This is a genomic window from Micromonospora sp. M42, assembly GCF_000568915.1.
Classification (GTDB): domain Bacteria; phylum Actinomycetota; class Actinomycetes; order Mycobacteriales; family Micromonosporaceae; genus Micromonospora; species Micromonospora chalcea.
Map to the genome: position 1 here is coordinate 6,132,865 of NZ_KK037233.1, position 23,842 is coordinate 6,156,706.

Genomic DNA, 23,842 nt, shown 5'->3' on the forward strand with positions numbered 1-23,842 from the left:
CAGGGGACCGGCGACCCGGAAGAGACGCAAGCCGGACAGCCGGTGCGGGACGTGACGTTCAGCCTATTCCTACTGACTGTAAGTTACACGCTTGTTACGTCCCGGCCCAGGGGCGAGCGGCGTCCCGCCATCCGGGCAGAGCCGGGCGGCGACCTCAGACGACCGCGCCGTCGTCCGGGTCGTGGTCGTCCCGGTCGCCGGGGCGCAGCCGCCAGATCAGCATCACGAAACCGGCCAGGATGCCGGAGAAGCCGAGCAGCGTCACCACCGACGGGTCGACCAGCGACACCACGGTGGGGGACAGGAACAGCAGGAAGCCGAGCACGATGCAGGCCACGCCGAGCACCGCGTACTTGGAGAAGCGGGGCAGCGGCGGCGGCGGGGGCGGGGTGTAGTGCTCCTCGTCCGACGCCTCGTCGGGCAGGTTGGCGCCGAACGTGTCCAGGCCGTCCAGCAGCGAGGGCTCGTCGTGCCGGTCCCGGCTCAGCGAGACGCCGGAGATGTCGGCCGCGTACGGCAGCCGGCGCACGTCGGTGGCGGTCGGCCCGGCCGGCTCCTCGGGGCGGCTGCCGGCGGCGGCGCCCGGCGGGGGTGGGTCGTCCACGTCCTCTGCCGCGGGCCAGGGGTGGCTGCCGGCGCTCGGCGCGGTGTGGAACCCGGCGACGATCTTCGCCCACTCGGCCTCGATGTCCGGCTCGTCGGCGCGCGGCTGCTCGCCGCCGCCCTCGTCGGCGAGCTGGGTGAGGTAGTCCCGGGCGGTGGTCAGGTGCGACCTGTCGACGTAGAGCCGGTCGACCGGGCGGGCCGGGACGGTGGTGGTGCGGGTCACCGGGTTCAGGTCGGCCGAGGGCTGGAGGTAGGCCGCGATGCCACCGGCGGCGAGCACGTCGAGCAGGTGCTCGCCGACGCGTGGATCGACGTCGCCCGCGACCGCGTACTCGGCCGCGTCGAGCCCGTTGTCCCGCCGTCCCCGACGGGGCCCGCCCCCTGACACCGGACACCCCCTTCGCCGATCCCTGCCCGTGCCCTGAATCGTGACACGTCGGCACCCGGTTCCGGGAGTGCGTTGTGGCGTGCCGCTCGTCGTTCGTACCCTCTTCCCGGACTCCTCCGGGCGCCGACGGCGCCTCCGGGGCCACGCGGCGACCCGCCCGCCGCCACCGACACGGGAAGGACGCCGGTGCTGTACTGGCTGCTGAAGTACATCATCCTCGGCCCGCTGCTGAGGCTGATCTTCCGCCCGCAGGTCGAGGGACTGGAGCACGTGCCGGACACCGGGCCGGTGATCCTCGCCAGCAACCACCTCTCCTTCTCGGATTCGATCTTCACTCCGTTGATCGTCAAGCGAAAAGTCACATTCATCGCCAAAGCCGAATACTTCACGGGTAGGGGCCTCAAGGGCTGGCTCACCAAGATGTTCTTCGTCGGCTCCGGCACCATCCCGGTCGACCGCTCCGGCGGCCGGGCCGCCCGTGCCGCCCTCGACACCCAGCTGTCGGTGCTGCGGGCCGGCGGCATCGCCGGCATCTACCCGGAGGGCACCCGGTCGCCGGACGGCCGGCTCTACCGGGGCAAGACCGGGGTGGCGCGGCTGGCGCTGGAGAGCGGCGCCCCGGTGGTCCCGATGGCCATGCTCAACTCCGACGCCATCCAGCCGACCGGCCAGATCATCCCCAACTTGGGCCGGGTGCGGATCCGGTTCGGGCCGCCGCTGGACTTCTCCCGCTACGCCGGGATGGCCGGTGACCGGTTCGTCGAACGGGCCGTCACCGACGAGATCATGTACGAGCTGATGGAGCTGTCCGGCCGCGAGTACGTCGACACGTACGCGCAGAAGGCCAAGGGCGCCGGGGCGCGCCAGCCGGTACCGGCCTGACCCTCAGCCCGCCCCGGCGATCCGCAGCAGCCCACCGGCGGCGTGCCGGCCGGCGAACGCGCGTACCCGGGCCAGCGTCGCCGCCGCGGCCGGCGGGTCCGCCTCGGTCAACGGCCCGACCGCCAGCGCGGACGCGATCATCTGGTCGGTCACGTCGGTCATCTCCGCGTACCCCTCGGCGGCGGTGGTGAGCAGCCGGCCCGCCCGCGCGGCGTCCCCGGCCCGCCGGGCCAGCGCCGCCTCGGCCGACCCCCCGGCCGCCCGCGCCCAGCGGGTCACCCGTGGCGCGTGGGCCAGCAGGTCGCGCACCAGCTCCGCGGCGTCGCCGCCGAGCAGCGCGGCGACGTGACCGACCGCCGGCACCCACTCGGCGAACGGGATCATCTTGGTCTGCCGCCAGTCCTCGTCCAGCTCGGTGAGCAGCGCCATCGCCTCGTCCCGGCGGCCCTGCACGGCGCGGCAGAGCGCGGCGTGCGCCAGCGTGGAGCGCAGCACGCGCTGGAAGCCGCTGCGCCGGGCCGCGACGAGCGCCTGGTCCACCAGGTCCTCGCCGGCGCCCGGGCCGGCCGGGTCGTCGCCGAGCGCCCGGATCCAGCCGGACACTGCCACGATGTGCAGGTCCCACTCGTCGGTCGGGCGTCGCGTCGACCCCTCGGCCATCCGCAGCGCCGCCGTCCAGTCCCCGCTGTAGTACGAGTGGGCCCACTGGTCGCTGAAGCTCACCGTCAGCGCGTGCTCGCCGGCCAGGTCCAGTGACCGCTGCTCGTCGACCAGCCGGGCCGAGCCGGTCAGGTCGCCCTCCTCCTGCAGCACCCAGGCCAGGTTGTGCACCGCGCGGCGGCGGCTGGTCAGCCGCTCCACCCGGCACTCCTCGGTCACCTCGGCCAGCTCCGCGTACGCCTCCTCGGCGCCGGCCTGGTAGCGGACCACGGCGAGCGTGATGCGCGCGTTCGCCCGCGCCTCGGGCAGCCCCAGCCGCTCGGCCAGCTCGGCGGCGCTGCGCGCGGCCACGCACGCCGGCTCGGTCTCCGCGTCCAGCATGTGCGCCCGGGCCAGCTCCAGCAGCACGCCCACCTTGTCCTCGCTGTCCGGCAGCGTGGCGTGCAGCCCGATCGCCTGATCCAGGCAGCGCATCAGCTCCGAGCGGTCGGCCCGGGCGAAGGCCGCCGTGGCCAGCAGCCGCCACGCCTTCGCCGCGCCGGGCCGGTCACCGGCGTCGGCCAGCCGGCCGGCCAGCGTGGTGAGCAGCGCGGTCCCGCCGCCGTCGAGGAACCCGTCGCGGTCCCGGTAGAACGCCAGCTCGGCCTGGAACAGCTCCAGCGCCGGGTCCGGTCCGCACTCCACGCTCAGCGCGCGCTCCACGAGCGTGGCAGCGGTCTCCAGCGCGTGCAGCTCGTACGCCCGGCGGGCGGCCCGGTGCAGCGCGGACCGGGTCGCGGCGGCGTGCGGGGCCTGGTCCAGCCCGACGGTACGGGCGATCTCGTGCGCCGCCCACCTGTGGTTGGCCAGCACCTCGGCCCGGTCGTGCTGCCGGCCGTCGGCGAGCTGCTCCAGCCAGTCGGCGGTGCGCTGGTGCCGGGCGACCCGCTCGGCCCGGGGCAGCCGCTGGTAGCAGACGTCCCGGACCAGCACGTGCCGGAACCGGTACTCGGCCTGGCCGGGCATGGTCGAGACGGGCAGCTCGTAGACCAGGTCCCGGCGCTGGAGGTGGTGCAGCGCGCGCTCGACCCACTCCGTCGGGCGGCCGAGCGCCAGCGCCACCGGCGCCGCCCAGAACTGCACGCCCACCACCGAGGCGGCCTGGAGCACCGCGCGGTCGGCCGGGTCGAGCAGGTCCAGCCGGTTGGCGATGACCGCCTGCACGGTACGCGGCATCCCGGCGACCCCGGCCGGGTCGACGAGCGCGAGCCCGGCGGTCCGCTCGGCGAGCCCGCCGTCGAGCAGCATCCGCGCGTACTCCTGGGCGTAGAGCGGGTTGCCGTCGGCGAACTCGATCAGCGGCGCCCGCGCGTCCTGCGGCAGCGTGGCCTGGCCGAGCAGCAGCGAGTAGAGCGTGTCGATGTCCCCGTCGTGCATCGGCGGCACCGAGATGGACATCGCCCCGCTGATCGTGCCGGTCCAGGCCGGGTGCCGCTCGCGCAGCTCCGGCCGGGCGGTCGCGACGACGAGCAGCGGCACGTTGCGCGCCGCCGCGCCGAGCTGCTCGACGAAGGACAGCATCGCCTCGTCGGCCCAGTGCATGTCCTCGAAGACGAGCACCGTGGGGCCGGTCGCGGCCAGGGCGAGCAGGAAGCGCCGCCACGCCGCCTCGGTCTCGGCCGAGGTGAGCCGTTCGCCGGAGACGCCGACGAGCGGGCCCAGCGCCTCGGCCAGCCGTACCGCGTGCGGCTCGGCGAGGCGGCCCAGCCGCTCGCGCAGCCGGTCCCGGACGGTGGCCGGGTCGTCGGCGCCGGTCAGCCCGGCCCAGCTGCGGACGATGTCGGCGAGCGCGGCGTAGGTGACGTTCTCGCCGAACGGCGGGCACTGGCCGGTCAGCCAGGTGACCCGGGCGCCGGGCAGGCTGGCGGCGTGCCGGGCCAGCTCGCGCAGCAGCCGGCTCTTGCCCACCCCGGCCGGGCCGAAGACGGTGAGCAACTGCGAGGTGCGCTCGGTCAGCGTGCGGTGCAACGCGCTGACCAGCAGGCCCCGCTCGTGGTCCCGGTCGACCATCGGGGTCAGCTCGGCGGTCTGCCCGTCGCGCCGGGGCCGTGCCCGCACGGCCAGCCAGATCCGGCTCACCGTGGACCGGCCGCGCAACGTCACCGGCGGCTGGTCCGCGTACTCCATCTCGCGCCGGGTGGCCGCCCACGTGCTCTCGTCGACCACCACGCCGCCGACCGGGGCGAGCGCCTGCAACCGGCTGGCGGTGTTCACCACGTCGCCGGTGACGAACGCCTGGCCGCCGTCGCGCGCCGCGGCCAGGTCGACGAGGGCCTCGCCGGTGGCGATGCCGACCCGGAAACCCAGCGGCGGGTGCGGCCCGGCCGGCTGGCGGGCCAGGCTGCGCTGCAGCTCCAGCCCGGCGCGTACGCAGCGCAGCGCGTCGTTGTCGGTGGCCACCGGCGCGCCGAACAGCGCCATGACGGCGTCGCCGATGTACTTCTCCACCACGCCGCCGTACTGGTGCACCAGCCGGCGCACCGTGGCGAAGTAGACCTGTTGCAGGCTGCGTGCCTGCTCCGGATCGGCCCGCTCGGCGTACGTGGTGAAGTCGACGATGTCGATGAAGAGCACGCTGACCTGCCGGCGGTCCTCCTGTACCGCCACCGCGTGGTCGCGCAGCGGCTGACCGCAGTTGGTGCAGAAGTTCGCGCCGGTGTCGTTGGCGTGCCCGCAGCCCGGGCAGGACGCCGCCAGCGGACGGCCGCACCCGCCGCAGAAACGGTCGTCCGGCCCGGCGGTCCGGGCGCAGTGTCCACAGGTGAGGTCGATGTCCGGCTCCGTACGCGTGAGGTCCCCAGTGTCCCGCGCGGCCGCCGCAGTCGGGTACCCGACGGGTCGGCGGGACGTCACGGCTGTTCGGCCGGGTCTAGTCTCCCCTAGCAGGAAGTCCCGTCGACAGGGAGATTGCCGTGCACGTCCGGCTGTCCGCCTCATGGACCGATCCACGGGGGACGGTGTGGGCCGTCGGCGACACGGTCGACGTGGACGCCGTAACCCTCGCCGAACTGGAGGAAAAAGGAATGGTGGAGCAGCCCGCGGGTAGCGGATCGACCGAGACCACGACCACCACGACGACCCCGCCGAAGAAGACCGACCCCTCGAAGATCGGCCCGGGCCCGAGCGCGCCCCCGGCCGACAGCGACAAGGACTGACGGTCCGACCACGACGACGCGGGGGCCGGCGGGACGACCGCCGGCCCCCGCGTCGTCGTGGCTCAGCGGTCGTTCATGCCGGCCCGGCGGCGCAGCGCGGCCACGTCGGTGACCACGATGCGGCGCCCTTCGGTACGCAGCCAGCCCCGGCTGGCGAACGAGCCGATGGCCTGGTTGACGCTCTGCCGCGAGCCGCCGGCCATCTCGGCGAGCTGGCTCTGGTTCAGCTCGATGGTGATCATCGGGGCCTGGCTCTCGCCGGCCAGCCGGACCAGCGTCTTGGCCACTCGGCCGGGCAGGTCGAGGAAGACGTGGTCGGCGTTCTGCTCGGTGAGCCGGCGGATCAGCTGGCCGAGCGAGCGCATCACCGCGTCCAGGATGCGCGGGTTGGAGTGCACCAGCTCCATGAAGGCGGGCCGGGACAGCGCCAGCGCGGCGCAGTCCTCGATCGCCTCGGCCGAGGCGGACCGGGTGGAGGCGTCCAACAGGGACACCTCGCCGAGCACGTCCGGGGGTCGGATCACCGACAGCACCGCGCGCTCGCCGGTCGGCGCGGTACGGAACACCGCGACCGCGCCGCGGCGCAGGACGATCAGCGACTCGCCGGGGTCGTTCTCGACGAAGAGCAGCTGCCCCTTGCGGTAGGTGCGCGGTACGGCCGCGGCGATGACCCGCTGCCGCACCTCCGGCTCGAGCCCGGCGAACATCTCCACGCCCGTGAGCGCGTCACCCGGCTCCGGCAGGCGAGACTCCACGGCTCAACCCCTCCCCGGTCAGAAGTCACGACTCGCACACCGGGTGAAGCTGTCAGTCCCGGTACGAAGGCAGCTCAACCGGTTCGGCGCCCGACGGCGGTACACATCAGATCATGACGGTCCCGTCGCGTGCTGTACACCCCCGGAGACACTTCCGTGACCATGGCCCGGCCGTGTCCGGCACGCCGCCGACCTCGGCGGACGCCCCGGCGGGCGGTCCCCGGCGGTGATGGGCGAGGATGAGGGCGATGGTCTACCGCTATTTCTACGACTGCGAATTCATCGAGGACGGCCGGATCGTCGACCTGGTGTCGATCGGCGTCGTCGACGAGTACGGCCGCGAGTTCTACGCGGTCTCCACCGAGTTCGACGACTCCCGGGCGGTGCCCTGGGTGCGGCGCAACGTGCTGGACAAGCTCCCCTCGCCGGCCGACCGGGCCTGGCGCTCGCGCGCGCGCATCCGTGACGACCTGCACGACTTCCTGCTGGAGCCGGTGCGGGACCGGCCGGGCGAGCAGCTGGAGCTGTGGGCCTGGTACGCCGCGTACGACCACGTCGTGCTGGCCCAGCTCTGGGGCGCGATGCCGGCGCTGCCCCGGGAGATCCCCCGGTTCACCAAGGAGCTGCGCCAGCTCTGGGACGACCGGGGGCGTCCCAGGCTGCCGGACGCCGAGGCGGACCGGCACGACGCGCTCGTCGACGCCCGGCACAACCTGGCACGGTGGCGGGCGATGACGGCGCGGGAGGTTTGACCGGTTCCGCCCAGGGCACGGGAGCGGCATCTACGCCGATCCGAGACAGGAGTGCCCCATGAGCCATGAGCCGACAAGCGCCGCGGACGCCCGCCGCCGGGTCACCGAGCTGATCCGGGACGCCCGGATCTGCCTGCTCACCACCACCGGCGTGGACGGTCGTCTGGTCAGCCGCCCGATGGGGCTGCAGGAGGCGGAGTTCGACGGGGACCTGTGGTTCTTCGCATACGCCGACTCGGCGAAGGTGCGGCAGATCCGGGTCAACCCCCAGGTGAACGTCGGTTTCTCCGACCAGCGCCACCACGCCTGGGTGTCGGTGGCCGGCACCGCCACCGAGGAGTGGGACCCCGAGCGGGCGAAGGAGCTGTGGAACCCGCTGCTCAAGGTGTGGTTCCCGGACGGTCTGGACACGCCGGGGATCACGTTGATCAAGGTGCACGCCGGCTCGGCGGAGTACTGGGACTCGCCCGGCAGCACAGTGGTGAACCTGCTCGGGTTCGCCAGGGCGGCGGTGACCGGCAAGCCGCCGAAGGCGGGGGAGAACCACGAGGTCAGCTACTGACGGGTAGGGCCGTCCGTCGTCCGGAACGGCCCGGGGTGCGGTGTCGGCGTACACCTGTGGCGACTACAGTGCGCACTGACGGCCCGCCCCGGGCCGGCAACGGCGCCGATGGTCTGATCTGACACATATCCTGGGGCTTATCCGGGCTTCACCTGATGCTCCAGGAGGATGAGCAGATCATGCGTATCGGCGTGCTCACCGGCGGCGGCGACTGCCCAGGTCTCAACGCGGTGATTCGGGCGGTGGTCCGCAAGGGCGTCGCCACCTACGGTCACGAGTTCGTGGGCTTCCGGGACGGCTGGAAGGGCCCGCTCGAGGGCCTGACCAAGCCGCTGGGCATCCCCGAGGTGCGCGGCATCCTGCCCCGCGGCGGCACCATCCTCGGCTCGTCCCGCACCAACCCGTTCAAGATCGAGAACGGCGTGGAGCGGATCAAGGAGAACCTGGCCGCCCAGGGCGTGGACGCGCTGATCGCGATCGGCGGCGAGGACACGCTCGGCGTCGCCACCAAGCTGCACGAGCTGGGCGTCCACGTCATCGGCGTGCCGAAGACGATCGACAACGACCTGGGCGCCACCGACTACACGTTCGGCTTCGACACCGCGGTGAACATCGCGATGGAGGCGATCGACCGGCTGCACACCACCGCGGAGAGCCACCACCGCACGCTCGTGGTCGAGGTCATGGGCCGGCACGCCGGCTGGATCGCGCTGCACGCCGGCCTCGCCGGTGGCGCCAACGTGATCCTGCTGCCGGAGCGGCAGTTCGACGTCGAGCAGGTCGCCGGCTACGTCGAGAAGCGCTTCCAGCACCAGTACGCCCCGATCGTCGTGGTCGCCGAGGGCGCCCAGCCGCTGGACGGCCAGATGGTGCTGCACAACCAGGAGCTGGACGCGTTCGGCCACGTCCGCCTGGGCGGCATCGGCCAGTGGCTCGCCGAGCAGCTGGAGGCGAAGACCGGCAAGGAGGCCCGCACCGTGGTGCTCGGCCACATCCAGCGCGGCGGCACGCCGACCGCGTTCGACCGGGTGCTCGCCACCCGGCTCGGCCTCCACGCGATCGACGCCGCGAACGAGGGCGACTGGGGCAAGATGGTCGCGATGCAGAGCACTGACATCGTCCGGGTCCCGCTGGCCGACGCCACCCGCGAGCTGAAGACCGTGCCGCTGGAGCGGTACGCCGAGGCCGAGGTCTTCTTCGGCAGCTGATCGACGGCGCACGGCGTGGCGGGCCGGTGATCCGGCCCGCCACGCCACGCCCACGTGACCCGGGAAGGGGTACGGCTGATGGCACGCGAGGTGCACACGGTCGCGGTGATCGGCGCCGGCAAGATCGGTGAGCTGATGCTGTCCGGGCTGCTGCGCTCCGGCTGGCCGGTGGAGCGGCTGCTCGCCACCGCGCGCCGCCCGGCCCGGGCGAAGGAGCTGGCCGACCGCTACGGCGTACGGGTGGTGGACAACCTCACCGCGGTGACCGAGGCCGAGGTGCTCGCGGTGTCGGTCAAGCCGCAGGACGCCGCCGCGCTGCTGGACGAGATCGGCCCGAAGGTGCCGGCGGACAAGCTGGTCATCTCGCTCTGCGCCGGCCTGCCGACGGCGTTCTTCAACCGACGGCTGCCAGAGGGCACCCCTGTGGTCCGGGTGATGACCAACACCCCGGCGCTCGTCGACCAGGCGATGAGCGCCATCTCGGCGGGCGCGTACGCCACCGGCGAGCACCTGGCCCTGGCGGAGGAGATGTTCTCCCCGCTCGGCTCGACCGTGCGGGTGCCCGAGTCGCAGCAGGACGCGGTCACCGCGCTCTCCGGCTCCGGCCCCGCCTACTTCTACCTGCTGGTCGAGGCCATGATCGACGCGGGGATCCTGCTCGGCCTGCCGCGTCAGGTGGCGCACGAGCTGATCGTGCAGACCGCGATCGGTTCGGCGGTGATGTTGCGCGACTCCGGCGAGCACCCGGTGAAGCTGCGCGAGGCGGTCACCTCGCCGGCCGGCACCACCATCTCCGCGGTCCGCGAGCTGGAGAACCACGGCGTACGCGCGGCCATGCTGGCGGCGCTGGAGGCGGCCCGGGACCGGGCCCGGGAACTCGCCGCGCAGGCGGACTGACGCTCAGCCGCGACGCGACGCCGGCCGCGGATGCCGCCGGAGCAGCAGGATCAGCACGGCCAGGGCGAGCGTCCCCCACAGTGGCACCCAGCGGGGCCGGTGCTGGGCGAGCGTGCCGACCGCGCCACCGACGCTGTAACTGACCAGGGCGAGCAGCCCGAGCAGGGTGCCCCGCCGGGCCCGGGCCCGGCCGGCGGCGGGGCCGAGCAGCCAGCGGGCGGCCCGCTCACCGGTCTTGGTCGTGGTGCCCGACTGGTAGGTGATCGGCGTGGCGATCCCCGTGGTACGGCTCGCCAGCGTGGTCAGGCTGCCCATGGCGGCCGCGCCGGCGGCGGCGAGCAGAACCCGGGACGCCGTGCCGTCCCGGCCGTACGCGAGCGCCAGGTTGAGCGCCGCCCAGACGATCATGGCGGCCTCGGTGACCGCGATGTCCACCAGCGGCGCCGACGTCGGCCCGGTGCGGCCGCGGAGCAGGCTGACCAGCCCGGCGGCGGTGGCGAACGCGACGATCGAGGCCGCGGAGACCGGCCACGTGGAGTGCCCGCCGGCGGGCCCCATGCCGAGGAAGATGGCGTTTCCGGACTGGTTGGCGACGAACGCGCCGTATCGCAGGAACGCGAAGGAGTCCAGCGCGCCGGCGGTGACGACGGCGAGCACCAGCGCCGCGAGCGGGCGCCGGAACTCGCGGTAGGAGTCCGCGGGGTCGTACGGCGCCGACCGGTTCACCCGTCCCCCGTCCGTGTGCAGGAGCAGCCCCGGCAGCTTCGCTGTCGGGCCACCGCGGCGAACCTACTATATGTCGCATATGTAGGGTTTAGGGCGCTTCGCAACGCGGCGACCGAACGCGCGGCCGGCGGCTGGGGCGCCGGGTACCTGATCACGCAGTTCTTCCTGAGCCTGCTCGACGCGCTCGGTCGCTCGGGCGTGTTCGCGCTGATCGCCGCCGACTACGACCGGCGGCGGGCGCACGCCGGTTCCTGAAATCTCCCTGAACGGCTGCGGCGCGACTAAACCGCTCTTACCGTGACGGAATAGCTGAAACCGTACAAAGCGTGCGGACGAAGGGATCGCGAAGTGCATCTCACGCCGAAGGAATTCGACAAGCTGACGATCCACTCGTTGGCGATGGTCGCCAACGCCCGCAAGGCGCGCGGGGTCAAGCTCAACCACCCCGAGGCCGTGGCGGTGATCTGCGCCGCGGCGCTCGAGGGCGCGCGCGAGGGCAAGACCGTCGAGGAGGTCATGAACGACGCCAGCCACGTGCTCACGGCCGACGACGTGATCCCCGGCGTGGCGGACATGATCCCGATGCTCCAGGTCGAAGCGGTGTTCACCGACGGGTCACGGCTGATCACCGTCCACTCACCCATCCAGTAGAGCAGCGACCGGAGGCCACGGTCTCCGGCAGAGCGGGGGCGACATGGCGAAGCAACACCCGGGACCGAACTCCAAGCACCTTCGGCCCATCGGCGGCTACAAGCTCAGCGACCAACCTCTGGAACTCAACGCCGGGCGGCCGGTGACCGAGGTGGTCGTGCACAACACCGGTGACCGGCCCATCCAGGTCGGCTCCCACTTCCACTTCTTCGAAGCCAACCGTTTCCTGGAGTTCGACCGCCCGGCGGCGTTCGGCAAGCGGCTGAACATCCCGGCCACGACCTCGATCCGGTTCGAGCCCGGCGACCGCAAGACAGTGCAACTGATCCCGTACGGCGGTTCCCAGCGGGTGTACGGCTTCAACGGACTGGTCCAGGGCTGGACCGGCGACGGGCCGATCCCCGGATACCGGCCGGACCGGGCCGAGGCGCTCCACCAGGCCCAGACGCGCGGCTTCAAGACCACGTCGCAGGACCAGGACCAGGGCAAGGGTCAGGACCAAGGCAAGGGCAAGGGCAAGTAGCCCGCCACTCTCAGACGCGCCAGAGCTGGAGCGATAACGCATGAGTCAGATCTCACGGCAGGAATACGCCGGAATGTACGGCCCGACCACGGGCGACCAGATCCGGCTGGGTGACACCGACCTCTACATCGAGATCGAGAAGGACCTGCGGGTCCTCGGTGACGAGGTGATGTACGGCGGTGGCAAGACCCTGCGCGACGGCATGGGCAGTGCCAGCCAGGCCACCAGCGCCGAGGGCGTGGTGGATCTGGTGATCACCAACGTGACAATCGTCGACGCGCTGCTCGGCGTGGTCAAGGCGGACGTGGGGATCAAGGACGGCAGGATCGCCGGGATCGGCAAGGCCGGCAACCCCAACATCATGGACGGGGTGACCCCGGGCCTGGTGACCGGGCCGGGCACCGACGCGATCTCCGGTGAGCACCTGATCCTGACCGCCGGCGGCATCGACGCGCACGTCCACCTGGTCACTCCGCAGCAGGTGTACGCCGCGCTCAGCAACGGCGTCACCACCCTGTGGGGCGGCGGCACCGGGCCCAGCGACAGCACCAACGGCGTCACCATCACGCCCGGCCCGTGGAACATCCACAACATGATGCGGGCCTTCGAGAACCTGCCGATCAACATCGGCCTGCTGGGCAAGGGCAACAGCAGCGGCCGGGCGCCCCTGGTCGAGCAGATCATGGCCGGGGTGCCCAGCTTCAAGATCCACGAGGACTGGGGCGCGCCGCCCGCGGTGATCCGGTCCTGCCTGGCCGTCGCCGACGAGTACGACGTCCAGATCAGCATCCACACCGACACGCTCAACGAGAGCGGCTACATCGAGGACAGCATCGCCGCCTTCGAGGGCCGGACCATCCACACGTTCCACACCGAGGGCGCGGGCGGCGGGCACGCGCCGGACATCATCAAGGTCGCCGGCCAGATGAACGTCCTGCCCGCGTCGACCACGCCCACAGTGCCGTACGGCATCAACAGCCAGTCCGAGCTGTACGACATGATCATGGTCTGCCACAACTTCAACCCGAAGGTGCCCTCGGACGTCGCCTTCGTGGAGAGCCGGATCCGCACCGAGACCATCGCCGCCGAGGACGTGCTCCTCGACGAGGGCGTCATCTCGATGATGCAGAGCGACTCGCAGGCCATGGGCCGGGTGGGGGAGACCTGGCTGCGCACCGTCCAGCTCGCCGGGCAGATGAAGAACGCCCGCGGCAAGCTGGCCGAGGACTCCGACGCCAACGACAACTTCCGCGTCCTGCGCTACGTCGCCAAGATGACCATCAACCCGGCGATCACCCAGGGCGTCTCGCACGTCATCGGCTCGGTCAGCCCGGGCAAGCTCGCCGACCTGGTGCTCTGGGAGCCCGCGTTCTTCGGCACGAAGCCGAAGATGGTGCTCAAGGGCGGCATGATCGCCTGGTCGATCATGGGCGACCCGAACGCCTCGCTGCCCACCCCGCAGCCGGTCTACTACCGGCCCATGTTCGGCGCCACCGGCTCCCAGCTCGCCAAGAACTGCGTGACGTTCGTGTCCCGGGCCGCGCACGAGTCCGGTGTGGCCGAACAGCTCGGCCTGCAACGGCAGGTCATGCCGGTCTACGGCTGCCGCAACCTGACCAAGCGCGACATGGTGCGCAACGACCGTACGCCGAAGCTCGAGGTCGACCCGGAGACCTTCGCCGTGAAGATGGACGGCGTGCACGCCACGGTGCCGGCGGCCAAGAACCTTCCCCTCAGCCAGCTCTACTTCTTCAGCTGACCCGGCGCGGCACCCGCCCCCGGCCGGGCCGGCGGCGGGGTCGCGTGAAAGGAGAACACATGCTCGTCGAAACGGTACTCGGCAACGTGAACGAGCCGGCCTGGACCGAGCGGCTCCGGGAGGCCAAGGTCGACGACCTGGTCCTCGACCAGTGGGACGCCCAGAAGAGCCGGCTGCGCCGGACCACGAGCCTCGGCACCGAGCTGGCGCTGTCCCTGGCCCGCGGCGTACGGCTGCGCGACGGCGACGTGCTCGCCTGGGACGATGCCACAGCGACCGCTGTGGTGGCCCGGATCGCGCTCGGCGAGGTGATGGTCGTGCACCTCGACACGCTGCACGGCGAGTCGCTGGACATGGTGATCCGTTCCGCCGTCGAACTCGGCCACGCGATCGGCAACCAGCACTGGCCGGCGGTGGTGAAGGGCACCAAGATGTACGTCCCGCTGACTGTGGACCGCAAGGTCATGGACTCGGTGATGCGGACACACGCGTTCACCGGCCTCACCCACGAGTTCATCCCCGGCACCGAGATCATCGCGTACCTGGCCCCACACGAGTCGCGGCGGCTGTTCGGCGGGGCCGACTCGACCCCGCACACGCACCTGCCCGCCGACCTGAACTGAGGGGCCGGGGTGTCCACGGTGACCGAGGCCCTGAAGCTGCTCCAGTTCGGCGACTCGGTCTTCCCGGTCGGCGCGTTCTCCTTCTCCAACGGGCTGGAGACGGCGGTCGAGCAGGGCGCGGTGCACGACCGGACCACGTTGCAGGAGTTCGTGCGGACGGTCACCCGTGCCGCCGCCACCGGTGACGGGGTGGCGCTGCTCGTGGCGCACCGCGCCGCGCGTGCCGGTGACCTGGACCGGATCCGGGCGGCCGACGAGGCCGTACACCTGCGCAAGATCAACGAGGAGACGCGGACGATGACCGTCCGCATGGGGCGCAAGCTGGCCGAGGCCGCCGAACGGGTGGTGGGGGAGTCCCTGCTGCGCAAGCGCGTCGCGGAGAGCGGCGGCGGCGTCCCGGTCACCTACCCGGTCGCGCTCGGCGTGCTCTTCGCCGAACTCGGCGTGGGCGAGGCGGACGCGTTCGCCGCCCACCAGTACGGCGCGGCCTCCATGGTGCTCGGCGCGGCGGTCCGGCTGATGCGGGTGGACCACCTCGACACCCAGTCGATCCTCTTCGCGGTGAACGAGCGGGTCGGCGAGGACTACGAGGAGGTGCGCACCGCCGGGCTGGACGACATGCAGAGCTTCGCGCCGCACCTCGACGTGCTGGCCGGCGCGCACCAGCACGCACACGTACGCATGTTCATGAGCTGAGCGCTCACCCACCTGAAGGGCTTTTTCGAAGATGAAATCAGCGAGTCGGATCGGTGTCGGCGGCCCGGTGGGCAGCGGCAAGACGGCCATCATCGAGGCCGTCGTGCCCCGCCTGGTCGAGCAGGGCCTGCGCATCCTGGTCATCACCAACGACGTGGTCACCACCGAGGACGCCAAGCACGTCCGCCGCGCCCTGACCGGCGTACTGGTGGAGGAGCGCATCGTCGGCGTGGAGACCGGCGCCTGCCCGCACACCGCCGTCCGCGAGGACCCCAGCATGAACCTCGCGGCGGTGGAGGACATGGAGGCGCGGTTCCCGGACAGCGACGTCGTGCTCATCGAGAGCGGCGGGGACAACCTCACGCTCACGTTCAGCCCCGCGCTCGTCGACTACTTCATCTACGTGATCGACGTGGCGGCCGGCGACAAGATCCCGCGCAAGAACGGTCCGGGCATCTCCAAGTCCGACATCCTCGTGATCAACAAGACCGACCTGGCCCCGTACGTCGACGCCGACCTGGACGTGATGGCCCGCGACGCCGAGCTGATGCGCGGCGGCAAGCCGTTCGTGTTCACCAACTGCAAGACCGGCGAGGGCATCGACGACCTGGTGGACCTGGTCCGCCGCAACGCGCTATTCGACGCCGAAGTGCTGGCATGACCACCCTGGACTCCGTCCGGGAACTCGCGCCGTACCAGGACCAGCCGGCGCAGCTGCCGGCCGCCGCGAACGGCAAGGTGGGCATCCTCCGGCTGGGGTTCGAGTGGCGCGAGGACCAGGACCGGACCATCCTGCGCGACGTCTTCCGGCAGTCGCCGCTGCTGGTGCAGCGCGCGCTGTACTGGGACGAGGAGATGCCGGGCCTGCCCTGCGTCATGATCCTCACCACCTCGGGCGGCGTGCTCCAGGGCGACCGGCTGAGCATCGACGTCGACCTGGGGCCGGGCGCGCAGGCGCACCTGGTCACCCAGGCCGCCACCAAGATCCAGGAGATGGACGCCAACTACGGCACCCAGACCCAGAGCTTCACCCTGGCCGAGGATGCCTACCTGGAGTTCCTGCCCGAGCCGGTGATCCCGTTCCGGCGCAGCCGGTTCGTCTCCGACACCGTGGTCCGGCTGCCGGAGACCGCGACAATGCTGTACGCCGAGGTGCTCCAGCCCGGCCGCAAGTACTACCGCGACGGCGAGATCTTCGCGTACGACCTGTTCTCCACCACGCTGCGGGCGCACCGGCCCGACGGACGCCCGTTGTTCGTGGAGAAGTTCGTCATCACTCCCGGCCGGTTCCCGGTGACGCGGATCGGCATGATGGACCGCTTCCACGTCTTCGGCAACGTCGTGCTGCTCACCGACCCGGACCGGGCGGCCCGGGTCTTCGAGCGGACCGCGACGCCGGTGTGGGACGAGCGGACGCCGCTGGCCACCGCCGTCAGCCGGCTGCCCAACGACGCCGGCCTGGTGTTCAAGGTGCTCGGGCAGGAGACCGAACCGGTCCGCGCCGCGGTACGCGCGTTCTGCACTGCCGCCCGCGAAGAGGTGACCGGCTGCACCTTCCCGCCGGTCTTCAGCTGGCGTTGAGGCGAGGAGAACAGCGGCATGGCCGACATCGGACGTGGCTGGCACCGGCTGGCCGACCGGAACCCGGCGGTCGGATTCGTCGACGCGAGCCTGCGCGGCGCCGCGCAGGTGGTGCTCCAGAACAATCCGCTCAGCGGCCTGCTCATCCTGATCGCGCTGGCCTGGGGCGCGTTCGAGAACGGAACGCCCCGGGTGTTCGGCGGCGGCGTGCTCGGCCTGGTCGTGGGCACCGCGACCGCGCTGGCGCTGCGGGTCGACATGTCCAGCTGGCGCAAGGGCCTGTTCGGCTTCAGCCCGCTGCTGACCGGCCTCGCGGTGCCCACGTTCCTCGACCAGCGCCCGCTGATGTGGCTCTACCTCGTGCTCGGCGCGATCGGCACGGTGGTGGTCACGCTCGCCCTCAACGCCGTGTTCAAACGCTGGAACCTGACCGCCTACACGTTCCCGTTCGTGCTCACGACCTGGTTCCTGCTGATGGCGGCGTACCAGTTCGACAGGTTCACGGTGCTCACCAAGCTGACGCCGAAGTTCCCCGGTGAGGGATCCCTGACCGGCGGCACGTTCGACTGGGGCCTCATCCCGGTCTTCTTCAAGGGCGTGTCCCAGGTCTACCTGATCGAGAGCTGGGTCACCGGCCTGCTCATCCTCGTCGCCCTGCTGATCAACTCCCGGTGGTCGGCGCTGTTCGCGGTGATCGGCGCCGTCGGCGCGACACTGCTGGCGCTCTGGTTCGGCGCCGACGGCGCGTCCCTGGACAAAGGGCTGTTCGCCTTCAACGCGGTGCTGACCGCGATCGTGGTGGGCGCTGTGGCGCACCGCCCCGGCGCACTGGTCACCGTCTACACGCTGTTCGGTATCGCGCTGACGCTGTTCGTGCAGATGGCGCTGACCACCATGCTCACCCCGCTCGGCATCCCGGTGCTCACCGGGCCGTTCAACATCGCCACCTGGCTGTTGCTGCTGCCGGACCGGCACTTCGCGCCGGTGCCCAACCACGAACGGGTCAGGGACACCGTGATGCACACCGTCCGCGACTCCGTCCACCTGCGAGAGAAGGAGGGAAACCGTGTCCGCTCCGAACGCGGGTGACACCGCCTGGGTGCTCGTCTGCGCCGGCCTGGTCCTGTTCATGACACCGGGGCTCGCCGCGTTCTACGGCGGCATGGTCCGCACCCGCAACGTCCTGGCGATGCTGCAACAGAACATGATCGCGCTGGGCGTGGTCAGCCTGACCTGGGTGCTCGTCGGCTACACCATCGCCTTCGGCGACGACGCCGGCAGCGGACTGTTCGGCAACCTGGAACTGTTCGGGCTCGCCGACCTCAAGGTGCCGCCCGCGCCCAACCTGCACGTGGTCGACGGCCGGATCACCATCCCGACGCTGGCGTTCGTACTGTTCCAGATGATGTTCGCGGTGATCACGCCGGCGCTCGTCACCGGCGCCACCGCGGGCCGGCTGCGTTTCGGCGGCTGGGTGCTGTTCCTCGCGGTCTGGTCGGTGGTGGTCTACGCGCCGATCGCGCACTGGCTCTGGCATCCCGGCGGATGGCTGGCGAAGTTCGGCACCCAGGACTGGGCCGGCGGGCTCGTCGTGCACGCCAGCGCCGGCGCCGCCGTCCTCGCCGTCCTGCTCGTCGTCGGCCGCCGCCGGAACTGGCCGCACACCGCCGCGCCACCCAACTCGATCCCGCTGACCATCGTCGGCGCCGGCATCCTCTGGTTCGGCTGGTTCGGCTTCAACGGCGGCGACGGCCTGCAGGCCAACGGCCTGGCCGCCCAGGCCGTCCTCAACACGCACCTGGCCGCCGCCGCGGCCATGCTCGTCTGGCTGGCGCTGGAACGCGTCACCGACGGACACAGCACCGTCGTGGGCGCGGTCTCCGGCGCGGTCGCGGGCCTGGCCACTGTCACCCCGACCGCCGGGTACGTCAACGCGGCCTCGGCCGTCGCGATCGGCGCGCTGGCCGGCCTGGTCTGCCACTTCGCGCTGAAACTGAAGTACCTGCTGCGCCTCGACGACGCGCTCGACGTGCTCGCCGTGCACTTCGTCGGCGGCATGCTCGGCACGCTCCTGCTCGGCCTGTTCGGCAACCGCGGCGTCAACCCGCTCGGCGCGGACGGGCTGTTCCTCGGCGGCGGGGGCGGCCTGCTGTGGCGCCAGCTCGTCGGTGTGGTGAGCGTCGTCGCGTTCTCCTTCGTCCTGACCTGGCTGATCGCCGCCGGGGTGCAGGCACTCATCGGCCTGCGCGTGCCGCTCGCCGACCAGGAACGCCTGGACCAGGCGCAACAGGGCGCCGACGCCTACCACCTGGGCGGGGTCACCAGCCTGACCGCGCCGGGCGCGCCCCGCCGCCGTGCCGCGGCGGCGCCGGCCGGCGAACCAGCAGTGCCAACAGGCCAGCGGGTACGGGTGGTCACCGCGCTGCTGGAACCGGACCCGGCGGCGAACAGCGCCGACCTGCGCGACGCCCTGCTTGCCGCCGGCGCGATCTCGGTGATCGTCAGCGACGCCGCCGTGGCGACGACGACACCGCAGGCGAGCCTGCTGCCGCGTGGTTACTGGCAGGACCAGCCCCTCGCCGCCCGGCTGCGGGTCACGGTGCTGGTGGGTGCGGACGGGGTGGCGGCGGTGCTGGATGAACTGGACCGGATGGGGGCCAGGCGGAGCGACACGTTCGTGCAGGAGGCGGAACGCGTCCAGTCCTGACGGTCCGTCGACCGATGCCGGCGGACAGCTCACCGGAGAAAGTCACGACAGGCCCTCGTGACCTGTGTGGGATCGTTCTGGTGCCACTCAATCAACAGCGGCTGATGCCCTGAGGACCGGAATGGAGTCGATCTTCTGGGAGCTGAGGCTTTCCCAGCCTCACCGGAAGTTGAGCCTTGTCCGGGTTGGACTTGATGACGCGGGCGCTGCGCCAAGCGTCATGCGCCGTAAGCCGTTCTGCGGCCCGCTTGGCTCCAACGAAGTCGGGGATGCGCCCGTACGCGCCAGGGGGTAGCGCCTGAGCAGCCTGTTCCAACCGTGACCAAATGGTCTCACGCACCTCGCATTTCGCCTCATCGATGTCCATGTGGTCCCCTCACGACGACGTCAGAGCGAGCGCCCAGGGCGACCTCTGCCACAGTCGTCATCGGCTCACGCCGTCTCGTTCTCCCGCAGGTGCGGCAACATCTGACCGACCAGCCCAGGGGTGATCGCGAGGGTAGTCGTCGACTCGGCGCTGTACTCGGCCCCACTGATGTCGACGACGACGGCTCCCGCCTCACGGGCGATGGCCACCCCGGCTGTCATGTCCCAGGTGTGGTTGGAGAGGGTGATGGCGGCGTCGATCTTCCCCTCCGCCAACCAGACGAGATCCACTGCGGCTGATCCACTCATTCGCACGCGCTGCACCGTCGCGGCAAGCCGCGCCATAAGTGCCAGCCGGATCCGATTCTTGTTCGCGGCATCCGCTCCGACGGCGAAATCGCCGATCCCTACGACGGCTTCGTCCAGGCTGGTGGTGTCGCTCACCTTGACCGGATCGCCGTTCGCGAATGCCCCACAACCTTCGGCGGCCCAGTATCGAGCACCGAGGAAGGGTAGGTCCACGACGCCGAGGGCTGGACGTGTTCCGTGGAGTAAGCCGAGGGAGATGCCGCACAAGGGGATACCGCGCACGAAATTGATCGTTCCGTCGACCGGATCAAGCGTCCACTGCAAATCCCCGGTGCCGCTGACTCCCTCCTCCTCCCCGAGGAAGGCGATGCCGGGTGTCGCATCGCGCAGGAACGATCGAAGGTCTCGCTCAATCGCGTAGTCGACATCCGAGACGAGATCGCGGTCGCCTTTACTGGTAGAGGTGACCGGTGCCTGGCGGCGCATGAAGGTGGCTGCCCGACCAACAGCATCGAGGGCGACCGGCAGCAGCTCACGGTACGAGGTCACAGTTGCCGGCTCCGCTCCCACTGAGAGTCGAAAATCTGCTCATACACCGGATACAACCCCGTCGTGGGTTCTCGGCGTCGCATCACGAAGGTCGGAGAGTCGACCCCTCGGCTCGCGGGCAGGTATGCCTGGGCAAGGCAGAGGTCGTCGATGAGGAGCACGTTGAACCGAAGCGTCTCGTCGTAGAGGGCGAGCTGCACGTTGCCGTACAGGTCGCCCGACAGGCGGTCACGCACCCGCAACATCGTCTCGATGTTGAGCTTCGTCAGTGCCGCGAGCTGGCCGGCCGGGAAGCTCTCCTCACGTTCCCTGGCTTGGATCGCCGAGCCGTCAGGATCCAGGAACAGGCATCGGACCTGTGCGCCGCCTTCGATGAGCTGACGCCAGCGGTGATCGGGGTAGTGCTGGCACAGCAGGTTCAGGGAGAGTCCCATCGCTCGAACCTTTCGGGCGCCGTCCAGGATGCGATCCGCAGGCAGGTGCGCAGAGAGCTCCGCCCGATTGCGGAAAACCGCCGTGACGTCCGCTATTGAGGTGCCACCGTTCCCTTCCGCCTGGATATCGGCAGCACCTTGCCGCAGCTCGGCGGCATCTGCCAATCCCAAGCCTGACCGGAATCGCCGATGAACCTCGTTCCCCGCCCGCGCGAGCGCGGTGTCGAGAGCGGCCTGGATCTCCGGTCGAGGTTGCACCGCTTCCCGGCCGGCCTCCCACTTCGAGACGGTGCGCTCGCTGACGCCGAGGTGTTCGGCGAAGTCGCGGATGCTCATTCGCAGCGCGTGCCGCAGCATCCGGGTCTCCCGGCCGGTCCACTTCTGCACGGTCGTCATCGGCTCGCCTCCGAGTGCGTCGAGACCGGCTGCCAGCAGCTTAGCGGCTCGACTTCAGAGCTGGTACAGCGCAAGTGCAGAGCGTAGTCGTACCCGATGAGCCGCAAGCTGGCGAGGGTGGACGCATGGCCCGGGGCGGGTGCTGGGCTCCGGCGGGGCGTCACCCGAGCGCGTCCGCCGTCCCCGCCCGCCCCGGTGCCGCTCCGACTCTCGACGGAAGGGCTCTTCATAGCGGCGGTGCTGGACGACTTCCCGGTGTTCACCCCGGTCAGCGACGAGGACGTGGCGTTGGCCGTACGCGCGGTGGCGGTGCATGTGCCGGAGCGGTGGCCGGCGGGTCCACTGTGTCGCAGTGAGCGGGTGCCGCATCCGTGCCGGCTGGCCCGCTGGGGCCGCAGCACATTGCAGGCGGCCGGGCTCACCGAGGAGCGCGTGGACGAGTTGGTCGCCGCCGGCGACCCGGGCGCCTGGCCGTGGGCGTGACCGGGCTCGGGGCGTACCCGATGGAGAGCTGGCCCGGGTCGGCGGCGGTGCGTGAGGCGGTGGCCCGGTGGCTGCGGCTGGTGGCGGCGGACGCCGAGCTGGCGCCGTACCTCGTCGGGGTTGATCGGGCCCGGCTCGCCGGACACCTGGCGCTCACCCTCACGGTGGCGCTCGGCGGACCGGCGGGCGACATCGCCCGGCCGACGGCCGAGGCATGGCGCGGCCTGGGCCTGACCGAGGCGCAGCACCACCGCGTGGTCGACTACCTGGCCGGGGTGCTCTGGGCGCTCGACGTGCCGGCAGGCTCGGTGACAGCGGCCCGGCGGGCCTTCTCGGACGAGGCCGGCTGGTGACCGCCGCCCTCGCCGCGTCGTGGTCCGTCACCATGCGGTACGCCCGCGAGGCGGCCGACCACTTCTGGTGCGCGGTCGAGGAGCGCTGCCCCGGGACGCTGCCGGAGCGGGAGGCGGCGGTGTTCCTCGCCGCATTCGGACGGCTGGTCAGCGGTGGCGACGACCCGGCCGGGCGGGCGGCGTTGTTGACCGTGCTCGGCCGGGCCTGTCGCCGCTACCGGCTGCTGCCGCACCAGCTCACCGTCGAGGCCGCGCTCGTCGCGACGGTGTCCCGGCAGGCGAGGTTGACACCGGAACTGGTGGCGGCCTGGGCTGGGGCAGCCCGGCGGGCCACGGCGGCGGTGAGCCGTGCGGTCGAGCAGGTCGGCGACGGCCCGCCCTGGTGGCCGGCGCAGGTCGTCGACCACGACCGGGCGGCCGACGGCATCGCCGTGGTGACCGTGCGCGCCTGGCGCCGCCTGGCGTTCCGGCCCGGCCAGGCGCTGCCCGTCTGCGCCGAGCGCCGGCCCGGCCGGTGGCGCTGGTACTCGCCGGCCAACGCTCCGCGCGCCGACGGCACCATCGAACTCCACGTCCGTGCCGTCGCCGCCGTCTCCCGCACGCTCGTGCACCGGGTACGCCCCGGTGACCGGATCTGGCTCGGCCCGCCCCGGTCGACCGGCCTGACCCTCGACCCGGCGTCGAAGGCGGACCTGCTGCTCGTCGCCGGGGGGACCGGGCTGGCGCCGCTGCGCGCCCTGGTCGAGCAGGTCGCCGCCGCGCCGGCCGGTCGCCGGGTCACAATGGTGGTCGGCGCCCGTACCCTCGCCGACCTCTACGACCCGATCAGCCTCGACAAGCTTCAGAGCAGCAACGACTGGCTGACCGTCGTGCCCGCGTTCTCGCACGATCCGGTGGCGGAGGCGGGAGAGCAGGGTGATGCGCTCACCGTCGCGCTCGACCACTGGCGACCCGGCCAGGAGGTCTACCTGTGCGGGCCACCGTTGATGGTGGCCGGGTCGCGGCTGCGCTTGCTCGCCGGTGGGGTGCCGGCCGAGCGGATCCACCTGCCGGACGGGTTCGGCGTCTGATGGGCGTCTATCACAGCCGCAACGCGCTGGCCGGCCCGCTCACCGCGGACCGGCTCAGCGCCGTCGAGCTGCCCCGCACGTCACTGGGGCGGCGCGGTTACCGGACCGACGACGTCGACGCGCTGTTGCACCGGCTCGTCTACGAACTGGGGGAGCGGAGCCGGCTGCTCGATGACGCCCGGGACGAGAACGACCGCATCAAGCGGGCCCTGCGCGCCTGGCAGGCCGAGGTGCGGGAGGCTGCCGGTGTCGTCTGGTCTCCCGCGGCCATTCCAGGCGCACCGTCCCGTCCCGGCCCCGACGGTCGACGTGCGGGTGAGCGGTGACCCGGACGACACCGGTCGTGCCGCATACTGGCCCGGTGTTCACTCTCGCCCAGGCGCGACACCTGGTGGCCACGCTGCGGCCGCGCGTCGACGAGCTGATCCGGCTGCGGGCCGACCTGGCCGAGCTGCGTGTCGATCTGGCCGACCACGGCGTCAGCGCGCTCGGCGGGCTCGCCGAGGTGAAGGCCCTGGAGGCGCGGCTGCACGTGGTGGTGGACGAGTTCCACCAGCACGACATCGCGGTCAAGGGGATCGCCCCGGTGCTGCTCGACTTCCCCGGTGAGCGCGACGGCCGGGCGGTGCTGTGGTGCTGGCTGGAGGGGGACACCGACATCAGGTGGTACCACCGGGTCGAGTGCGGATTCGCCGGCCGCCGTCCGGTCTGA

General features: G+C 71.7%; 26 protein-coding genes and 1 pseudogene. 21 read left to right on the forward strand and 6 right to left on the reverse strand.

What is annotated here, in order from left to right; genetic code table 11:
- Positions 1-154 precede the first annotated feature (154 nt).
- Positions 155-994: a DUF308 domain-containing protein gene (locus tag MCBG_RS28395; RefSeq protein WP_043329408.1), complete on the reverse strand. Its 840-nt coding sequence runs from the start codon at positions 992-994 to the stop codon at positions 155-157.
- A gap of 186 nt (positions 995-1,180) precedes the next feature.
- Between MCBG_RS28395 and MCBG_RS28400 the strand changes: the two genes are divergently transcribed.
- Positions 1,181-1,876, forward strand: coding sequence for a lysophospholipid acyltransferase family protein (locus MCBG_RS28400; protein ID WP_043329411.1), 696 nt, complete (start codon positions 1,181-1,183; stop codon positions 1,874-1,876).
- Between the two features lie 3 nt (positions 1,877-1,879).
- Here MCBG_RS28400 and MCBG_RS28405 read toward each other — a convergent pair whose 3' ends face one another.
- Entirely contained in the window at positions 1,880-5,428 is a 3,549-nt protein-coding gene (locus tag MCBG_RS28405; protein ID WP_222948927.1) for an ATP-binding protein, read from the reverse strand.
- 59 nt (positions 5,429-5,487) lie between these two features.
- On the opposite strand from MCBG_RS28405, the gene MCBG_RS28410 reads away from it, so the two are divergent.
- A complete protein-coding gene (locus MCBG_RS28410; protein WP_043329413.1) occupies positions 5,488-5,730 on the forward strand; it encodes a hypothetical protein in 243 nt (80 codons plus the stop codon).
- Between the two features lie 62 nt (positions 5,731-5,792).
- On the opposite strand, the gene MCBG_RS28415 is transcribed toward MCBG_RS28410, so the two are convergent.
- Positions 5,793-6,485 (reverse strand): Crp/Fnr family transcriptional regulator, encoded by a 693-nt coding sequence (locus MCBG_RS28415; RefSeq protein ID WP_013287664.1) that lies wholly within the window; start codon positions 6,483-6,485, stop codon positions 5,793-5,795.
- Positions 6,486-6,733: 248 nt separating this feature from the next.
- Between MCBG_RS28415 and MCBG_RS28420 the strand changes: the two genes are divergently transcribed.
- The 4 genes from MCBG_RS28420 to proC all read left to right on the forward strand — a co-directional run bounded on the left by MCBG_RS28420 (position 6,734) and on the right by proC (position 9,904).
- Entirely contained in the window at positions 6,734-7,237 is a 504-nt protein-coding gene (locus MCBG_RS28420) for a polyadenylate-specific 3'-exoribonuclease AS (protein ID WP_043329415.1), read from the forward strand.
- Positions 7,238-7,295: 58 nt separating this feature from the next.
- Positions 7,296-7,799 carry a pyridoxamine 5'-phosphate oxidase family protein gene (locus MCBG_RS28425; RefSeq protein WP_043329417.1) on the forward strand — a complete coding sequence of 168 codons (504 nt, stop codon included), beginning with the start codon at positions 7,296-7,298 and terminating at the stop codon, positions 7,797-7,799.
- 179 nt (positions 7,800-7,978) lie between these two features.
- Entirely contained in the window at positions 7,979-9,007 is a 1,029-nt protein-coding gene (locus MCBG_RS28430; RefSeq protein ID WP_043331080.1) for a 6-phosphofructokinase, read from the forward strand.
- 78 nt (positions 9,008-9,085) lie between these two features.
- Positions 9,086-9,904 carry a pyrroline-5-carboxylate reductase gene (gene proC / locus MCBG_RS28435; RefSeq protein WP_043331082.1) on the forward strand — a complete coding sequence of 273 codons (819 nt, stop codon included), beginning with the start codon at positions 9,086-9,088 and terminating at the stop codon, positions 9,902-9,904.
- A 3-nt stretch (positions 9,905-9,907) separates the two neighbouring features.
- On the opposite strand, the gene MCBG_RS28440 is transcribed toward proC, so the two are convergent.
- Positions 9,908-10,630, reverse strand: a complete 723-nt coding sequence (locus MCBG_RS28440; protein WP_223201362.1) for a YoaK family protein — start codon at positions 10,628-10,630, stop codon at positions 9,908-9,910.
- A gap of 15 nt (positions 10,631-10,645) precedes the next feature.
- Between MCBG_RS28440 and MCBG_RS28445 the strand changes: the two genes are divergently transcribed.
- The 10 genes and pseudogenes from MCBG_RS28445 to MCBG_RS28490 all read left to right on the forward strand — a co-directional run bounded on the left by MCBG_RS28445 (position 10,646) and on the right by MCBG_RS28490 (position 19,170).
- Positions 10,646-10,885, forward strand: coding sequence for a hypothetical protein (locus tag MCBG_RS28445; RefSeq protein ID WP_043329419.1), 240 nt, complete (start codon positions 10,646-10,648; stop codon positions 10,883-10,885).
- 93 nt (positions 10,886-10,978) lie between these two features.
- Entirely contained in the window at positions 10,979-11,281 is a 303-nt protein-coding gene (locus tag MCBG_RS28450) for an urease subunit gamma (RefSeq protein ID WP_013287657.1), read from the forward strand.
- Between the two features lie 43 nt (positions 11,282-11,324).
- Positions 11,325-11,660 (forward strand): annotated as a pseudogene (locus MCBG_RS28455) (urease subunit beta); the annotation flags it as partial.
- A gap of 184 nt (positions 11,661-11,844) precedes the next feature.
- A complete protein-coding gene (locus MCBG_RS28460; RefSeq protein ID WP_043329421.1) occupies positions 11,845-13,563 on the forward strand; it encodes an urease subunit alpha in 1,719 nt (572 codons plus the stop codon).
- Between the two features lie 59 nt (positions 13,564-13,622).
- Complete coding sequence (gene ureE / locus MCBG_RS28465) at positions 13,623-14,186, forward strand: urease accessory protein UreE (protein ID WP_013475749.1); 564 nt, start codon at positions 13,623-13,625, stop codon at positions 14,184-14,186.
- Positions 14,187-14,204: 18 nt separating this feature from the next.
- Positions 14,205-14,882: an urease accessory protein UreF gene (locus tag MCBG_RS28470; RefSeq protein WP_223201363.1), complete on the forward strand. Its 678-nt coding sequence runs from the start codon at positions 14,205-14,207 to the stop codon at positions 14,880-14,882.
- A gap of 31 nt (positions 14,883-14,913) precedes the next feature.
- Positions 14,914-15,543, forward strand: a complete 630-nt coding sequence (gene ureG, locus MCBG_RS28475; protein ID WP_013287653.1) for an urease accessory protein UreG — start codon at positions 14,914-14,916, stop codon at positions 15,541-15,543.
- The gene (locus MCBG_RS28480) at positions 15,540-16,463 is read left to right on the forward strand and encodes an urease accessory protein UreD (protein ID WP_043329422.1); all 924 of its coding nucleotides are present in this window, start codon (positions 15,540-15,542) and stop codon (positions 16,461-16,463) included. The genes ureG and MCBG_RS28480 overlap by 4 nt, the downstream gene beginning before the upstream one ends.
- Before the next feature lie 18 nt (positions 16,464-16,481).
- On the forward strand, positions 16,482-17,552 hold the full coding sequence (gene yut / locus MCBG_RS28485) for an urea transporter (protein ID WP_051611418.1): 1,071 nt from the start codon (positions 16,482-16,484) through the stop codon (positions 17,550-17,552).
- On the forward strand, positions 17,530-19,170 hold the full coding sequence (locus MCBG_RS28490; RefSeq protein WP_043329423.1) for an ammonium transporter: 1,641 nt from the start codon (positions 17,530-17,532) through the stop codon (positions 19,168-19,170). The genes yut and MCBG_RS28490 overlap by 23 nt, the downstream gene beginning before the upstream one ends.
- Positions 19,171-19,602: 432 nt before the next feature.
- Here MCBG_RS28490 and MCBG_RS28495 read toward each other — a convergent pair whose 3' ends face one another.
- Positions 19,603-20,394, reverse strand: coding sequence for an inositol monophosphatase family protein (locus tag MCBG_RS28495; protein ID WP_043329424.1), 792 nt, complete (start codon positions 20,392-20,394; stop codon positions 19,603-19,605).
- Positions 20,391-21,224, reverse strand: coding sequence for a DUF5919 domain-containing protein (locus MCBG_RS31345; protein ID WP_051611420.1), 834 nt, complete (start codon positions 21,222-21,224; stop codon positions 20,391-20,393). Before MCBG_RS31345 ends, MCBG_RS28495 begins: the two co-directional genes overlap by 4 nt.
- Positions 21,225-21,461: 237 nt before the next feature.
- Between MCBG_RS31345 and MCBG_RS28505 the strand changes: the two genes are divergently transcribed.
- The 5 genes from MCBG_RS28505 to MCBG_RS28525 are packed head-to-tail and all read left to right on the forward strand — an operon-like array spanning position 21,462 to position 23,842.
- Positions 21,462-21,707, forward strand: a complete 246-nt coding sequence (locus MCBG_RS28505; RefSeq protein ID WP_308195316.1) for a hypothetical protein — start codon at positions 21,462-21,464, stop codon at positions 21,705-21,707.
- Complete coding sequence (locus tag MCBG_RS28510; protein WP_223201364.1) at positions 21,698-22,060, forward strand: globin family protein; 363 nt, start codon at positions 21,698-21,700, stop codon at positions 22,058-22,060. Before MCBG_RS28505 ends, MCBG_RS28510 begins: the two co-directional genes overlap by 10 nt.
- Complete coding sequence (locus MCBG_RS28515) at positions 22,057-23,130, forward strand: FAD-binding oxidoreductase (RefSeq protein ID WP_223201365.1); 1,074 nt, start codon at positions 22,057-22,059, stop codon at positions 23,128-23,130. The genes MCBG_RS28510 and MCBG_RS28515 overlap by 4 nt, the downstream gene beginning before the upstream one ends.
- Positions 23,130-23,456 carry a DivIVA domain-containing protein gene (locus MCBG_RS28520; RefSeq protein WP_043329425.1) on the forward strand — a complete coding sequence of 109 codons (327 nt, stop codon included), beginning with the start codon at positions 23,130-23,132 and terminating at the stop codon, positions 23,454-23,456. The genes MCBG_RS28515 and MCBG_RS28520 overlap by 1 nt, the downstream gene beginning before the upstream one ends.
- 35 nt (positions 23,457-23,491) lie before the next feature.
- Positions 23,492-23,842, forward strand: coding sequence for a DUF2203 domain-containing protein (locus tag MCBG_RS28525; RefSeq protein WP_018785307.1), 351 nt, complete (start codon positions 23,492-23,494; stop codon positions 23,840-23,842).

Coding starts and splice junctions, on each gene's coding strand:
- MCBG_RS28420 (WP_043329415.1), top strand. CDS start 6,734: ATGGTCTACCGCTATTTCTACGACTGCGAATTCATCGAGGACGGCCGG.
- MCBG_RS28425 (WP_043329417.1), top strand. CDS start 7,296: ATGAGCCATGAGCCGACAAGCGCCGCGGACGCCCGCCGCCGGGTCACC.
- MCBG_RS28430 (WP_043331080.1), top strand. CDS start 7,979: ATGCGTATCGGCGTGCTCACCGGCGGCGGCGACTGCCCAGGTCTCAAC.
- proC (WP_043331082.1), top strand. CDS start 9,086: ATGGCACGCGAGGTGCACACGGTCGCGGTGATCGGCGCCGGCAAGATC.
- MCBG_RS28460 (WP_043329421.1), top strand. CDS start 11,845: ATGAGTCAGATCTCACGGCAGGAATACGCCGGAATGTACGGCCCGACC.
- ureE (WP_013475749.1), top strand. CDS start 13,623: ATGCTCGTCGAAACGGTACTCGGCAACGTGAACGAGCCGGCCTGGACC.
- ureG (WP_013287653.1), top strand. CDS start 14,914: ATGAAATCAGCGAGTCGGATCGGTGTCGGCGGCCCGGTGGGCAGCGGC.
- MCBG_RS28480 (WP_043329422.1), top strand. CDS start 15,540: ATGACCACCCTGGACTCCGTCCGGGAACTCGCGCCGTACCAGGACCAG.
- yut (WP_051611418.1), top strand. CDS start 16,482: ATGGCCGACATCGGACGTGGCTGGCACCGGCTGGCCGACCGGAACCCG.
- MCBG_RS31345 (WP_051611420.1), bottom strand. CDS start 21,224: ATGACGACCGTGCAGAAGTGGACCGGCCGGGAGACCCGGATGCTGCGG.
- MCBG_RS28520 (WP_043329425.1), top strand. CDS start 23,130: ATGGGCGTCTATCACAGCCGCAACGCGCTGGCCGGCCCGCTCACCGCG.